Origin of the sequence: Curtobacterium sp. 24E2 (assembly GCF_016925595.1) — a bacterium.
GTDB lineage: Bacteria > Actinomycetota > Actinomycetes > Actinomycetales > Microbacteriaceae > Curtobacterium.
In genome coordinates this window covers 2,008,522-2,021,722 of record NZ_CP068987.1, presented here as the reverse complement: position 1 = coordinate 2,021,722, position 13,201 = coordinate 2,008,522, and the positions used below count along the sequence as shown (strand labels likewise).

12 protein-coding genes and 1 pseudogene are annotated in these 13,201 nt (G+C 65.2%); 7 read left to right on the top strand and 6 right to left on the bottom strand.

Annotated features, from left to right (window positions below):
* The first annotated feature begins 68 nt into the window (after positions 1-68).
* Together JN350_RS10050 and JN350_RS10045 are read left to right on the top strand one after the other, a co-directional pair.
* Positions 69-1,472 (top strand): DUF262 domain-containing protein, encoded by a 1,404-nt coding sequence (locus JN350_RS10050; RefSeq protein WP_205462097.1) that lies wholly within the window; start codon positions 69-71, stop codon positions 1,470-1,472.
* Positions 1,355-1,894 (top strand): HNH endonuclease family protein, encoded by a 540-nt coding sequence (locus JN350_RS10045; RefSeq protein ID WP_461964402.1) that lies wholly within the window; start codon positions 1,355-1,357, stop codon positions 1,892-1,894. Before JN350_RS10050 ends, JN350_RS10045 begins: the two co-directional genes overlap by 118 nt.
* 1,392 nt (positions 1,895-3,286) lie before the next feature.
* Here the strand turns inward: JN350_RS10045 and JN350_RS10040 are convergent.
* Together JN350_RS10040 and JN350_RS10035 are read right to left on the bottom strand one after the other, a co-directional pair.
* Positions 3,287-3,742 (bottom strand): N-6 DNA methylase, encoded by a 456-nt coding sequence (locus JN350_RS10040; RefSeq protein ID WP_205462095.1) that lies wholly within the window; start codon positions 3,740-3,742, stop codon positions 3,287-3,289.
* Between the two features lie 418 nt (positions 3,743-4,160).
* Positions 4,161-5,093, bottom strand: a complete 933-nt coding sequence (locus JN350_RS10035) for an NADP-dependent oxidoreductase (protein WP_205462094.1) — start codon at positions 5,091-5,093, stop codon at positions 4,161-4,163.
* Between the two features lie 139 nt (positions 5,094-5,232).
* Between JN350_RS10035 and JN350_RS10030 the strand changes: the two genes are divergently transcribed.
* Entirely contained in the window at positions 5,233-5,805 is a 573-nt protein-coding gene (locus tag JN350_RS10030) for a hypothetical protein (RefSeq protein WP_205462093.1), read from the top strand.
* A gap of 76 nt (positions 5,806-5,881) precedes the next feature.
* Here JN350_RS10030 and JN350_RS10025 read toward each other — a convergent pair whose 3' ends face one another.
* The 4 genes from JN350_RS10025 to JN350_RS10010 all read right to left on the bottom strand — a co-directional run bounded on the left by JN350_RS10025 (position 5,882) and on the right by JN350_RS10010 (position 8,887).
* On the bottom strand, positions 5,882-6,274 hold the full coding sequence (locus JN350_RS10025; protein ID WP_205462092.1) for a hypothetical protein: 393 nt from the start codon (positions 6,272-6,274) through the stop codon (positions 5,882-5,884).
* A 123-nt stretch (positions 6,275-6,397) separates the two neighbouring features.
* The gene (locus JN350_RS10020) at positions 6,398-6,865 is read right to left on the bottom strand and encodes a hypothetical protein (RefSeq protein ID WP_205462091.1); all 468 of its coding nucleotides are present in this window, start codon (positions 6,863-6,865) and stop codon (positions 6,398-6,400) included.
* Positions 6,866-6,893: 28 nt separating this feature from the next.
* On the bottom strand, positions 6,894-7,373 hold the full coding sequence (locus JN350_RS10015) for a hypothetical protein (RefSeq protein ID WP_205462090.1): 480 nt from the start codon (positions 7,371-7,373) through the stop codon (positions 6,894-6,896).
* Positions 7,370-8,887, bottom strand: a complete 1,518-nt coding sequence (locus JN350_RS10010) for an alpha/beta hydrolase (RefSeq protein WP_205462089.1) — start codon at positions 8,885-8,887, stop codon at positions 7,370-7,372. The genes JN350_RS10015 and JN350_RS10010 overlap by 4 nt, the downstream gene beginning before the upstream one ends.
* 708 nt (positions 8,888-9,595) lie before the next feature.
* Between JN350_RS10010 and JN350_RS10005 the strand changes: the two genes are divergently transcribed.
* The 4 genes and pseudogenes from JN350_RS10005 to JN350_RS09990 all read left to right on the top strand — a co-directional run bounded on the left by JN350_RS10005 (position 9,596) and on the right by JN350_RS09990 (position 13,106).
* A complete protein-coding gene (locus tag JN350_RS10005; RefSeq protein WP_240347249.1) occupies positions 9,596-10,435 on the top strand; it encodes an ABC transporter ATP-binding protein in 840 nt (279 codons plus the stop codon).
* Positions 10,432-11,228: pseudogene (locus tag JN350_RS10000) on the top strand (ABC transporter permease). Before JN350_RS10005 ends, JN350_RS10000 begins: the two are co-directional and overlap by 4 nt.
* 37 nt (positions 11,229-11,265) lie before the next feature.
* Positions 11,266-12,483, top strand: a complete 1,218-nt coding sequence (locus JN350_RS20835) for a sensor histidine kinase (protein ID WP_461962831.1) — start codon at positions 11,266-11,268, stop codon at positions 12,481-12,483.
* Positions 12,480-13,106 carry a response regulator transcription factor gene (locus JN350_RS09990; RefSeq protein WP_205462086.1) on the top strand — a complete coding sequence of 209 codons (627 nt, stop codon included), beginning with the start codon at positions 12,480-12,482 and terminating at the stop codon, positions 13,104-13,106. The genes JN350_RS20835 and JN350_RS09990 overlap by 4 nt, the downstream gene beginning before the upstream one ends.
* The last annotated feature ends 95 nt before the right edge of the window (positions 13,107-13,201 follow it).

Below are 13,201 nucleotides of genomic sequence, written 5' to 3'. Positions count from 1 at the left end.
AAGCTACGCGCTTCCGCCTCGACTGCCGCTGACCTACTATGCTCCTCGTACGAGGAGAGAGTAGGACGATGCACGCTGCTGAAATCAACGTTGAGGAGCTCTTCAAGAGCGACAATCAGCTCACCGTTCCGCTCTGGCAGAGACGCTATGCCTGGCAACGCGATCAATGGATCGCGCTCTGGGAGGACCTCATGCGTGTCGAGGACACCACTACCGATCAGAAATCTGTCAGTCACTTTGTTGGCAGCGTAGTTCTCCACGCCCAGGAGGGTACGGGACTACCTTTCGAGTCACATCGGTATCTCATTGTCGACGGCCAACAGCGAATCACCACGCTGACGATTCTAATCTGCGCGATCCGCGATCAAATAGCACGACGTGAGAGCGATAGCGATCAGCGAGAGCAGCTGATTGACCTCTACACGTCCCGGTACCTGCGAAACACGAATCTTGCCAAGGACCACAAAGAGCGACTTGTCCTGCAGCAGCCGGATCGGTCTGCGCTGAATCTTCTCGTTGAGGGTGGTGAGCGGACTGGAACGACACTCGTGGAGCAAGCCTATGAGTACTTCTCCACAGCCCTAGCGCGACTACCGAACGATCGCGTTCAGTCCCTCATAACAATCATTGCGAAGCGCCTCACTGCCGTCTGGGTCGTCCTAGAACCCGGCGATAATGCTCATCGCGTGTTTCAGACACTAAACTCAGGCGGAAAGCAGCTGAATCAGTCCGACCTGGTTCGCAACTACTTTTTCCTTCTCCTCGGCGAAGGAGGAGACGAGTTCTACAGGCACCACTGGATTCATCTCGAATCAGACATCCCAGCAGGCCGACTTGAAGCGTACCTCACTGCCTGGTCAATCAGCCAGGGATATCCCGGGGTCAAGTCGGCCCTGTTTGAGTACTTTCAGGAAGATCTCGGCGACAGTGAGCACGACGCAGAATCCGTTTTTTCGTACGGCGAACGATTTGTCAATGGTGCAGCCCTTTATCGACACATACTCTTCCCGGAAGAATGGGTTGGGATCGCTCCCAACACGATGTGGACCTTGAAAGCTCTTGCCCGATGGGGAACCGAACCCGCCGAAGGACTGCTACTTCACCTTCTGAGGACACACGAAGCTGATCTTCTTGATGATGCCCAACTCGGCGAAGCCGGGGAGATAATCCTCAGCTACCTTGCGAGGCGATTCCTTGCCGGCTATGCACCTAATCGGCATCGCTCCATATTTGTTCGCGTCACTCAAAAACTCCGAGAACGCAGCGACCTTAGCGGTAGCGACCTTGTGCTACTACTCCGCGCATTACTCTCTGAGCTCGAAGGAGACAACGCCTGGCCCACCGACGCATTTCTATTGGAGAGGGCAGCCGGCACCCCCTCTATACGGCGCCTCGGAGGAAGTGGGTCTTCATCGTTCTCGAGCGAATTAATCGAGAGTACTTCAACTACGAGGCTAACGCGCCGGCGCTGATCAACGACTCGGCGTACACCGTAGAGCACATTTTGCCCCAACGGCCGTCTCCTGAATGGGAAGCAGATTTGCTCATTTGGGGAGTGGGAAGCGTGCAAAATCTTCTCGAAACGCACCGGGACGTACTCGGGAACTTGACACTGTCGGCAACTAACTCGCAGCTCGGCAACAAGTCCTTGGCAAAAAAGCAGGCGATTTACAAGGATGACACCCTCAAGCTCAACGAAGGCCTTCTGACGGTGGACCGGTGGGACGTCGCCCGGATCAACCAACGCAGTCAGGAATTAATCTTGAAAGCCGCAAAGGCTTTCACTCCACCGCTTGCAAAGCACGAAATTGCAAGTCTTGGTTTCTTTGACTCCTCCAAAGACGCCCTAATCGAAGACGTCAACGAGGACTCGGACGAGGAACCAACCGTGTGAGTCCACCCGGACTTCACGTTTCTCATCGGAAGGATGCCGGAATGGCTGCTAACTCAGAGACTGAAATCAAACAAGACGTGCTTGACGACGTCACCGATCTTTTAGGCCTGCCGCGATACAGCGTAGCCCGCGGCTCGAGTTTGCCTAGTGAGGTATTTGAGGCTGCGGCGATACGTGTAGGGGTTTCCGGCAGCTCGATGCCGGAAATCAATGAGGCTGTGATTGTACGTGCGGGACTTCCGTATTACCACGCATACGACTCAAGGGCGTCCGCTTCAGGCGGCGGTTCCACAGTCACTCTTGAGGGGCTCCAGGCCCTCCGCGACGCCCTGCGGTTGCTGTTGAAATAGCTCCGGCGCTCAATCCCCGGGAAAGGGCACTACTCAGTCACATGAGTAGTGCCCTGCTCCGTGTTAAGACTTACCCGTACGTCGCGTCCAGTGGGAACATACTGTTTGAGTAAAGCAAGTCAAGGTCTGGGTCGCCCGGTATGACTACCGAGTTCAGTTGCCGCACTAGCGCAGAATCGTGTTTTATGTTCTCGTTGGGCGAACCGGCATTCATTTTCACCACGACGTTTTCATTTTCTGATTCTTTGATCGCTCCGACCAAAGCGTCATCGACTGAGAGGTGATGCGGAATGGGTGTCGAAAGGAGGACTCGCATTGGCAGAGTCACGCCCCCGTCCAGGGAGCGCCACCAAAGGTACGCAAGGCTTGAGTTCAGCACGATCGCGGCTTTGTCACGGTCTTCTTCCGTCTTGAAGTACAATGTAGCCTTCGAACCGCGTTTCAATGACCTATAAGAGGCGGATATAAAGTATCGAGGAGTAAGCGCAACGTCGAGCTTGTAGTCGCTTGAGCGCGTGGAAATCAGGTCGTTGAGCGTGGAGGAGATATTTTCGAGGACATCCCATGCGTCGAGAACTCCGGGGGTGATTTTAGCCCATTCGCCATGCGGTCCAATCCTCCGAGAGCGAAGCAGAAGGCGGCATTGCTCGAACATGGACGAGCGCTCTGCCGCCTGCCATCGCAAGATGGGCGTAGTCTGCCAGTCTGCGTATTTGGGGAAGCTATCGTAACAGCAGCTCGAACAAAATTGGTTTTCGACGTGTTTGTGGAGCCATATTTATACCCTCGAAAAAGGGTATCAGGTACATTATCGAAGACAAATACACGCCCTCCCCGTGATCCCTGATTGAGCAGATCTCGCAGCGGAGCATACTTTGGCGCGGACATGTAGGAGGCTGGTGTCACGATGATGTACCCTCGCGACGATAGGCTGATTTTTTCCCAGAAGTATGCGTATAGGTCTCTGCAATCACCCGTTCTGAAATCCGGTCTTTTCGCAGCCGCTGCATACGGGGGTTACAGATGACGAAGTCATGCGCTACTACGCGCTCTGCAGCGAGGAAATCCGTGCACACTGCCCTCCCCCAAGCTCGCCAAGCAGTTCATCATCCTGCGGGTTGCCAAATTCGGCTGCAAGCAGCGCAACAGCGCTCCGCAGTGCAACGTCGTCCCGATCGGAAAGAACAAGACGGTTTTTCAGGAAGTCTGATGGATCGTCCTGAACCGCAACTAGGTGCCAGGCTAAATTCCCTACGCCACAACACGGGTCTAGCCAGATCCCCTCCGGAAATTCTCTCGAATAGCCGGCCATGAACGAGGCGGCGTCGTCGGGAGTAAAAAACTGGCCGGATTCCTTGCGAGAACCACTATCCAAAGTGGCCAGGAGCGCCTCATAGCAGGCACTAACTTCACCAATAGAAAGGCTTCTCAAAAGGTTTTCGGTCGCCGGCTTGACACTCAGATACTTTGCGGCAGCATCGGCATACTCTGGCTTCACTGCCCGAACGCGAGCCGCAACGAGTGAAAGCCACCGGCTCTGGGGGTGTCAGCACTCGAGTGCGAAGGTGCGATGAGAGCGTCGAGCACTCTATTAACGGACTTTGCCGAGAAAGGCACAACACGAGACGGCAACCCTTTTTCTAATAGAGTTTTTGACTGGATTGCCCTCAAAGATTTTCCTCACTTTCGGGAAGAAGGACAAGGATACCATTCATTCTGCCTACTCGGCGCTGCGCCTCGACCGTTGAAGGAACGCAACGTCTCGAGGAGGCGGCGGCGTGCTGCCTGGTGCTGCACCGTGGTGCGGCATAGGTACGTGCATCAGCCGCGGGGAGCCGCTCGTAAGCCATCAGGACCTCCGTCGCGGGTCCAGTCGGAGGCACGACTTGTTGGTGCTCGGCTCGATGGGCTGCTTCTCACCAAGTGAGCACGAACCGCCCCCGCGTCCCTCCAGCCTCCAGCCGCTCATGCGCCTCCACAGCCCGAGCAGCCGGCAGCACCTCGGCGACCCGCGGCGTCAACGTCCCACTCTCCACCGCATGCCGCAACTGCTCGAGCTTGTCGAACGACCGGTACTCCGAGAACACCATCACCTGCACGAACTCGATGCCCCGAGCCCCGTCGCCCTGCCACCCCCGCACATCGAAGAACACTCCGCCGTCGCGAACCGCATCCACGACCGAGGACCGCTGCACCGCAGCATCGGCGAGCGCATCGACCCCGTCCGGCACGAGTTCACGGACAGCGGCAGCGAACCCATCACCGCGAGGCACGATGTGGTCCGGCCCGAGCGACCGGACCAGCGCCTCGCCCTTCTCAGCTGCGTCCGCGATCACGGTCAGCCCAGCGGCCTTCGCCAGCTGCACCACGTAGTTCCCGAGGAGCCCCGCAGCCCCGGTGACGGCGAGCGTCTGCCCCGGCGCGAGCGAGGCGTGCGACAGGATCTGCGACGCCGTCAACCCGTTCATCGGGACCGTGGAAGCAAGCGGGATCGACGTCCCACGAGGAATCCGCGTGAACGACCCCACCGGCGCGACGAGCTCCTGCACGTAGGCGCCACCGTGGGCGCTGAGCGGCAATGCCATCGCCATGACCTCGTCGCCGACCTGCCAGCCGGTGACGTCGGGCCCGACCTCGTCGATGACGCCGGCGGCGTCCATCCCCGGCACGTACGGCGGCGAGGCCTGCGAGCTGTCCCGCTCCCCGGCACGCACCCCCGTGTCGGTCGGGTTCACGGCGAACGCCTGCACCCGGATCCGCACGGATCCCGCACCGGCGTGCGGCTCCGGCACCTCGTGGACGGCGAGGGCCTCGGGCCCTCCGAACTGTTCGACTCCGACGACCTGCATCCTCCCGGTCTACGCGCACGTTGCTTGACGCAACCTGACGCGACCACCCCACGGCCTGGAGGCCCGCTACCACCCCGCCCCGCGCCTCCCGCCCGTCAGGGAGTGCGGTCCACGGCACGTGGTGCGCCATGCTGGCACCGTGCGTTTCGACGAAGTCCTCACCCGGTCCGACGGTCCCGCGATCGCCGAGGGGCTGTCCGCCCTCCGCCGACCCGCCCGGTACGTCCTCGAGGGCGTCCACCAGGAGTCCCGGCAGAAGTTCTGGCAGTTCCGCGTCGACATCGACGAGCCCGCGCAGACGTGGACGCTCGTCCGCCAGCGAGCCAAGCCGGTCTCCTACCGCGACGGCGTGCTCCACGAGCCCGACGACGGCCCGATCGAGGTGTCGTTCGCCCGGAGCATGGTGTCCGATCCCGTCGTCCGGATGGCAGTGCCCGACCTGATGCTCCGTTGGGGTCGCGGCCCCGAGAGCTTCCACCCGATCCTGGTCCAGCACGTCGGCGAGCACTCGATCCTGGTGACGTTCGAGCACCGAGGGGACCCCGCGACCCGCGCGACACTGGTGATCGACGAACGCGACGGCATCGCCCGTCGCTTGTCGGAGTACGGCGAGGACACGATCATCACGAGCGTGCGGACCGCGGAGCCCGACGAGGCCCTGCCCCGCGCCCGCTTCGTGCCACCGACAGACTGGATCCGCCCGCAGTACTGAAGTCGTGGCGGCTCCGGTTCACGATCTCCGACGATCGCGAACCAGAACCGTCAGGCCTCATTCGTCATCAGGGCCGTCACCAGTAGTCGTCCGGGTCCCCGAGAACGCAGCGCGAGTCCACATTGACGTGCGCGCGGATCTTCGTAGCTGCGATCGATGCACGAGGCTTGCCGTCGGCGCGTGCGACCACAGCGGACACATCGCCCGTCGCTGCATCCATCTCGGTCCGCGTCGTTGCGAGCTCGTACCCTTGCTTTCTCCAGTGTTCACTGGCCTGTCCGACGAGCACTTGCGGGTCGTCCGGCCTATCCACCTCGACGTAGTAGCTGAACTGCACCGCCTTCTGCCCGTCGACCTGGCAGTCGTTCGCGACCGGCTTCGGGACTTCCTGCGGCCACGTGTCGGGAGCGAGTTCCAGGACCGACCGAAGTTCGGTCACGGCCTGCGAGCGCGCTTCGTCGATGGTCATGGTCTTGCCCGGCCCTGCCATCCCGCACCCCGACAGCGCGAGGACGATCGTGCCGGCCAGAGTGGCAGCGGTGATCGCTTGCGCGCTCGCCTCGTCATCGGAGCCGCCCCTGCCTCGACGCCGTCACTCGTCGTCATCGTGCACCGACCCCGTTGCGCACGGAGAGGTCACTTGCACTGCGACCGACGTCGAACTGATCTGGTACGCCGCTCCTGCCGCACCGTCCCGGTCGGCAGTCGCCGAGTAGAGCGTGCCCCTCGCACCGAAATCCGTCTCGGACGGCGATACTCGAAGGCCTTCCGACTCCCAGAGCTGCCGGAGTGACTTCGCGGTCGCCTTCGCGTCGTTGTCGACCGACACCGGGACCAAGTAGGCGAAGCGGACGCCGTCATCGCACTGCTCGGCGCTCGGTTCCGGGGTGTCGGGCCACGACACGTCCACGACCTTCTCGGTCTTGCGGAGCAGTTGCAAGGCGTCAGCCTTCGCGTCGTCAGGGGCGTGCATCGATTGGCTCCCTCCTGCACAGGCTGTGAGGCCCCCGGTCAGCAGACTCACCGTCAACACGACGAGTCCGATGCGTTGCTTCGCCATCACGGCAGGGTGATCTTCGCCACGGCTGTCATTCATCGTCCGGAGAGCCAGCAACGCACTTGGAGTTGACGTAGACGAGTGCGTTTCCGTTCGTGATCTCGAAGGCTGCGCCCGCCTTGCCGTCAGCCTTCGCTGTGGCTGCGTACACGGTCCCGTACTTCGACCCGAAGTCCTGCTGGCTCCGCTCGACCTGGAGTCCTTTGGAGCGCCAGAACTCGGCCAGGGAGTCAGCGAGTTCGGTCTGCTTCGAGTTGACCGGAGCATGCACCATGTACTGGTACCGGACACCCTCCGAGCACTTCTTGCTGACGGGGTCTCCGGGCGAGGACCAATCGAGGTCGGTGGACGTCGTGGTCTGATCGAGCAGCGCCAGGGCGTCCTTCTGCGTTTCTTCCGGCGTCATGGTCTTCCCTTCGGCCGCACATCCGGCGAGCACGATCGTGGCGGACAGCAAGGCTGCAAGCACGGCGAGCCTCTTGCGGATCGGAGCATGACGCACAGTCCTCACGGTAGCGTCACCTTCGCAACGGTCAACAGCGAGTTCGTGCCCTCGTCGAGGTAGCCGTAGTCGCCGTCCTCGTCGCTGTGGACGTTGAGGTCGTGGACGTTCACGCGATTGCCGTCGAACGTGTCGATCGGTGTAGCGCCGAAGCCGTCAGCCGGGTCGAGGCGGTGCGGCACGCTGTACTTCCGCCCGATGTAGGCGATGTCCCAGCGTTCCGCGGCCTGCGCGGCGTACATGTGCTCGGCGTGGGTCGCAGCGGCGTTCGGGACCGAGGACGGGATGCCTGCTGATCCGAGGGTCACGAAGGAGTGCACCCGAAGGTCGGGTGAGGCCGCGAGCGCCACTGCCGCGGTGGTCGATCCGTACGAGTGCGCAAGGATGTCGAGCTGGGCATCCGGGCGAGTTGCACGGAATCCTTCCAGGTCGACGGACAACCGCTTGGCTCCGGCGTCGGCGTAATGCTCACCGAAGACACCACGATTCCCGGTGGTCATGAAGTTCGGCGGTGCCTCGTAGCCGATCCAGGTGACCATGGCCGTCGTCGGCGGCGGAACGAGGCCCTGGTGAAGGCCGATGACGGTCGATGCGGCGACCATGTACTGCGTCGTGTCCTTGAGTGAGCTGCCCATGCCCGGCACCAGGTAGGAAACGCTGTCCGCAGTGTCGAGGTCCCCCACGGAGAACGCACCGAGTGGTGGGTGTGACGGTGAGAAGGACACCATCTGCCGAGGAACCTCGTGCAGGAGGTTGAGCTTCCGCTTGGCCCCGGCGACGAAGTTGCGCAGGTCCTTCTCACGCGCTTGGGCGGCATTCAGCTTCTGCTGCGCCGCGAGCTGCGCGGTCCGACCGATCGCCGCCTTGAGGTTGTCCTTCGCGGCCTTCACCGCGCCCTCCGCCTGCGCGTACGCCCGCTGCGCACTCAGCCGGTTCGCCTGGTCACGCGCCCAGTACGGCACCCCGTTCAGGTTGCCGATCACCGCGGGCAACGCCGTGATCAACGCGTCCTGCGCCGCTGAGTGCTCGCCCGCGGTCGCGCGTCCGCCGAGCCCGTCCCACCACGCCTGCACGACCTCGGGTGGCACAGCTGCGATCCGGTCCGCGACGCCGTTCCCCTGTGCCGCGAGCACCTCGGGCGGCATCCCGGCCACGGCCCGCAGGAAGTCGGCGTCGCTCATCGCGGCGAGCGACCCCGCGTACCCGGGGGCGACTCCGAGCACGTCGCTGTCGGACAGACCAGCGGCGGCCGCGCGGTCGGCCGCCGCCCGCCGTTCGACGAGCGCGTCCCACTCGGCGTCCAGTCGCTTCGCCGCGGCAGCCAGGTCGTCGGCATCGCTCTGCAGGCGGTCCAGGCGCCGACTGTCGGCTTCGGTGGCGTCGCTGCCGGACGCGGCCGACTCCGCACTGCCCATCGACGCGGCGTTCGTCACCGAGTCCACGGCGTTGCGCAGCTGGGCGGACTGGATGCGTTCGGCCTCGTCCTGGATCTGTCGGACGGCCTCGGCGTAGGTGTCGAGCACGTCGATCGCTGCGTCGAGTCGACTGATGATGCGCTGCGCGGCGGGCGCGATCGTGCCGATGGTGGTGGTGAAGCGGTCCTTCGATGCGCCTTCCCACCCGTCGGCGTCGTGTTGCGCACTGACGACCTGGTGCGCGCCCGTGCGGATGTCGTCCTGGTGATCGGCAAGAGCGCTCGAGAGCTTGGTGATCGCGCCAGGGTCGCCGGCGAGGGGTCGGCCGCCATCACTTGCCCCCGGCCTTGCCTGCCAGGTCGTCGTCGGCGTCGGCGAAGAGCGACCTGGTGTCCTTCGCGTACTCGCCGAGCGTCCGGCTCGTGTCGGCCAACCACTCGGCCGAACGCTCTTGGGCCGTCCGGAAGGCCGCGAACGCCTGGGCGATGTCGCCTGATCCGGATGCACCGCCCTCGGCTGGGAGCGAGGCGCCCTTGAACGTTCCGGTCGCCCTCTCGAGCGCGCCGTGAACAGCTTCTGAGCGTGCTCCACGACACCGTCAGATCAGCCATCGTCTCCCCGTCTTGCCGTTGCAGCCTGCGCCACATCCCCGGACGCAACATATCAGAGAGTTGCCGGACACAACCACCCGCGGAGTGGCCTGTGGACGACCGACCCGCACCGTGCCTCCGGTCCGGCACCATCCCCCGATCGGACGATGCCGAGACCACCGCCCCGGCCGATCCCCCACCGCGACCGGGCGGCGAAGCTGGACCCATGCCCGAGTCCCCCGCCATCGAGGTCCAGCACCTCGGCAAGCAGTACGCCACCGGCAAACGTGCCGTGGACGACGTCTCCTTCACGATCGAACGCGGGGAGACCTTCGCCCTCCTCGGCCCCAACGGTGCCGGCAAGTCCACGACGGTCGAGATCCTCGAGGGGTACCGCTCCCGCACCGCCGGCGAGGTCCGTGTCCTCGGCCACGACCCGGCACGGACGAGCCGCAGCCACAACGCACGCATCGGCATCGTCCTGCAGACCAGCGCGGAGTCCCCGAACGTCACCGTCGCCGAGCAGCTGAACCACTTCGCGACGCTGTACCCGAAGCACCGCAGCGTCGAGGAGCTCCTCACCGCGACGGGGCTCGAGACGCAGCGCAACACCCGCATCAGCCGCCTGTCGGGTGGCCAGCGCCGCCGCGTCGACGTCGCCCTCGGCATCATCGGCCGCCCCGAGGTCCTGTTCCTCGACGAACCGACCACGGGCTTCGACCCCGAGGCCCGCCGGCAGTTCTGGGACCTCCTGCGCCAGGTGCAGCACGAGGGCACGACGATCCTGCTCACCACGCACTACCTCGACGAAGCCGCCCAGCTCGCCGACCGGGCAGCGGTGATCGCCGACGGGAAGCTCCTCGACCTCGCACCCATCGACGAGATCGGCGGCACCGAGGCCCGCACGCCCCGGGTCCGCTGGCGCGACGACGGCGGCGAACGCCACGACGAGCGCACCACCGACCCGACAGCGCTCATCCGCAGCAGCAGCACACCCATGCACGACCTCGAAGTCATCCGCCCGTCCCTCGAGGACGTCTACCTCGACATGGTGGGACAGAAATGAAGACAGCGACGAGCCGTATCTCGTACGAGATCCGCACCTACTTCCGCGCTCCCGACGCGGTCTTCTTCACCTTCCTGTTCCCGATGATCATGCTGGCGCTGTTCTCGGTGGCGTTCTCCGGCGCCGCCGACATCCAGGCCGGCCCCGACGTCAGCGTCGACTACGCCACCTACTACCTGCCCGGCCTGGTCGCGACGGGCATCCTGCTCTCCGGCACGCAGGCCCTCGGTGTCGACATCGCCACCGAACGCAGCGACGGCACGCTGAAGCGACTCGGCGGCACACCACTGCCCGTCCTGTCGTACTTCGTCGGCAAGATCGGCATGGTCCTCGTCACCACGCTCGTGCAGACCGCCCTGCTGCTGGCGATCGCGAGCCTGGTGTTCGGCGTCGACCTGCCGACCGCCGCGAGCAACTGGGGCGTCTTCGCCGGCGTGATGGTCCTCGGCATCGCCACCAGCTGCGTCCTCGGCATCGCGGTCTCGGCGCTCCCCGCGAGGGCCGCCGCGCCACCGCCACCATCGTCCCGATCGTGCTGGTGCTGCAGTTCATCTCCGGCGTCTACCTGCCCTTCACGCAGCTCCCCACCTGGTTGCAGGACGTCGCCTCCGTCTTCCCCCTGCGCTGGATGGCGTCCGGAATGCGGTCCGTCTTCCTGCCCGGTGCGTTCGAGTCGGGTGAGCCGGGAGGCGCGTGGCACCTCGGCCTCGGAGCCCTCGTGTTGGCAGCGTGGCTGGTCCTGGGCACGGTGGCCTGCCTGCTCACGTTCCGCTGGAATCCCAAGGACGCGTGATGGGGCCTGTGGAGAACCGCTCCGCGGTGCTGCATCGATGGGATGCTGTCGTCATGAGCGGGGAGACGTGGGTGCGGGGCCGGTGGTTGCACGTCTTCTTCGCGGGCACGATGCTCCTCACCGCCGTAATCACCGCGCTGGGCTGGTCCCCGTGGTCGGCCCGCTGGCCCGCGTACCTCGCTGTGGTGGTCCTCGTCGTGGCGTACATCGCGTACGGGCACCGCGGCTACGACACCCCCGAGCCGCCGCCGCGTTCCTGCCGCTCGTCATCGTCGCCGCCCTGGTGCTGCCGGCCGTCGTCCCGAGCACCGCGTTCGTGCAGTGCATCGTGTTCCCGCTGGTCTGGGTGCAGTCCGAGCGGGTCCGCACCGCGGTCCTGTTGTCCATCGCGGTCGGCGTCGCGAGCGGCATCGGCCTGCAGGTCTCCGAGGGCCCGGACGCCCTCGTCAGCACCCTGCTCATCGAGGGCATCAGCGTGATCGGTGCCTGCGCGATGGGCGTGTGGATCTCGAGTGTCGCCGGTCTGTCCGAGGAGCGCCGCCAGCTCGTCGAGGAACTCCGCGCCACCCAGCAGTCCCTCGCCGACGCGAACCGCACGGCGGGCATCGCGAGCGAACGGGAGCGCCTGGCCCGCGAGATCCACGACACCGTCGCACAGAACCTCGCCGGCATCGTCATGCTCACCGAACGGGCCCGCGGCGACCTGGCGAACGACCGCTCCGAGGCGCTCGAGGAACGACTCACCGTCCTCGAGGAGTCCGCCCGCGCCGCCCTCGAGGAATCCCGCACCCTCGTCGCCGCCGGAGCCGCCGGCATGACCCGCGACAGCCTCGCCGGCGCCCTCCACCGCCTGGCCGAACGGCACACCCGCGAGACCGGCGCGGTCGTCACGGTCGACGCGGCCGACTGCGTGCTCGATCGTGATGCGCAGGTCGTCCTGCTGCGGGTCGCGCAAGAGGCCCTCTCGAACGTCCGCGCGCACGCCGGCTCCGCCTCGGCGCAGGTCCGTCTGCTCGCCGAGGACGGTCAGACCGTGCTGCGGATCACCGACGACGGCACCGGGTTCGACCCCGAGCAGCCGACGGCCGGGCACGGGCTGCGCGGGTTACGGGAGCGCCTCGCCCTCGCTGGCGGCACCTGCACGATCACGAGCGCCCTGGGCCGGGGCACCGTCGTCGAGGCGACCCTGCCCACCGGAGCCGCACCGGGCCTCCCGTCCGCCGTTCGCCACCCCGTGGCGGAGGTGACCCGGTGATCCGCGTCGTGGTCGCCGACGACCACCCGATCGTCCGCTCGGGCATCGTCGCGCTGTTGCAGGACGCCGACGACATCGACGTGGTAGGGCAGGCCAGCGACGGCCGTGCAGCGGTGTCCGTCGTGCTGGCCGAGCGCCCCGACGTCGTGCTGATGGACCTGCGGATGCCCGAACTCGACGGGGATGCGGCGACGGCGGCGATCCTCGCGGCTGAGCCGGGCGTCCGTGTCCTGATCCTGACGACGTACGAGTCCGACGACCAGATCCTCGCGGCGATCGAGGCCGGCGCCACCGGCTACCTGCTCAAGGCCGCTCCGGAGTCCGAGATCCTCGCCGGGGTGCGGGCGACCGCGCGGGGCGAGACCGCGCTTGCGCCCTCGGCCGCGGCTGCGCTCGTCAGGCGTGCCACCGGTGGGATCCCGACTGGCCCGTCGCTGACCCCGCGCGAGCTCGAGGTCCTGCAGCTCGTCGCCCAGGGCAACTCGAACCCGGCGATCGGCCGCGCCCTGTTCCTCAGCGAGACGACGGTGAAGACGCACCTCGGTCACGTGTTCGAGAAGCTCGGCGTCAACGACCGCACCCGTGCCGTGACCCGCGCGATGGAGCTCCGCCTGCTCCCCTGATCCCCCAGTGCGCTTCGTGAGCAGAAATGGTCGGGTGCACCAGAGCCACCCGACCATTTCTGCTCACCATGTGACGCGCCCCGCTGCCATCGACG

Coding starts and splice junctions, on each gene's coding strand:
- JN350_RS10020 (WP_205462091.1), bottom strand. CDS start 6,865: ATGGCGAAGCAACGCATCGGACTCGTCGTGTTGACGGTGAGTCTGCTG.
- JN350_RS10005 (WP_240347249.1), top strand. CDS start 9,596: ATGCCCGAGTCCCCCGCCATCGAGGTCCAGCACCTCGGCAAGCAGTAC.
- JN350_RS10050 (WP_205462097.1), top strand. CDS start 69: ATGCACGCTGCTGAAATCAACGTTGAGGAGCTCTTCAAGAGCGACAAT.
- JN350_RS10035 (WP_205462094.1), bottom strand. CDS start 5,093: ATGCAGGTCGTCGGAGTCGAACAGTTCGGAGGGCCCGAGGCCCTCGCC.
- JN350_RS10025 (WP_205462092.1), bottom strand. CDS start 6,274: ATGACCATCGACGAAGCGCGCTCGCAGGCCGTGACCGAACTTCGGTCG.
- JN350_RS20835 (WP_461962831.1), top strand. CDS start 11,266: ATGGGATGCTGTCGTCATGAGCGGGGAGACGTGGGTGCGGGGCCGGTG.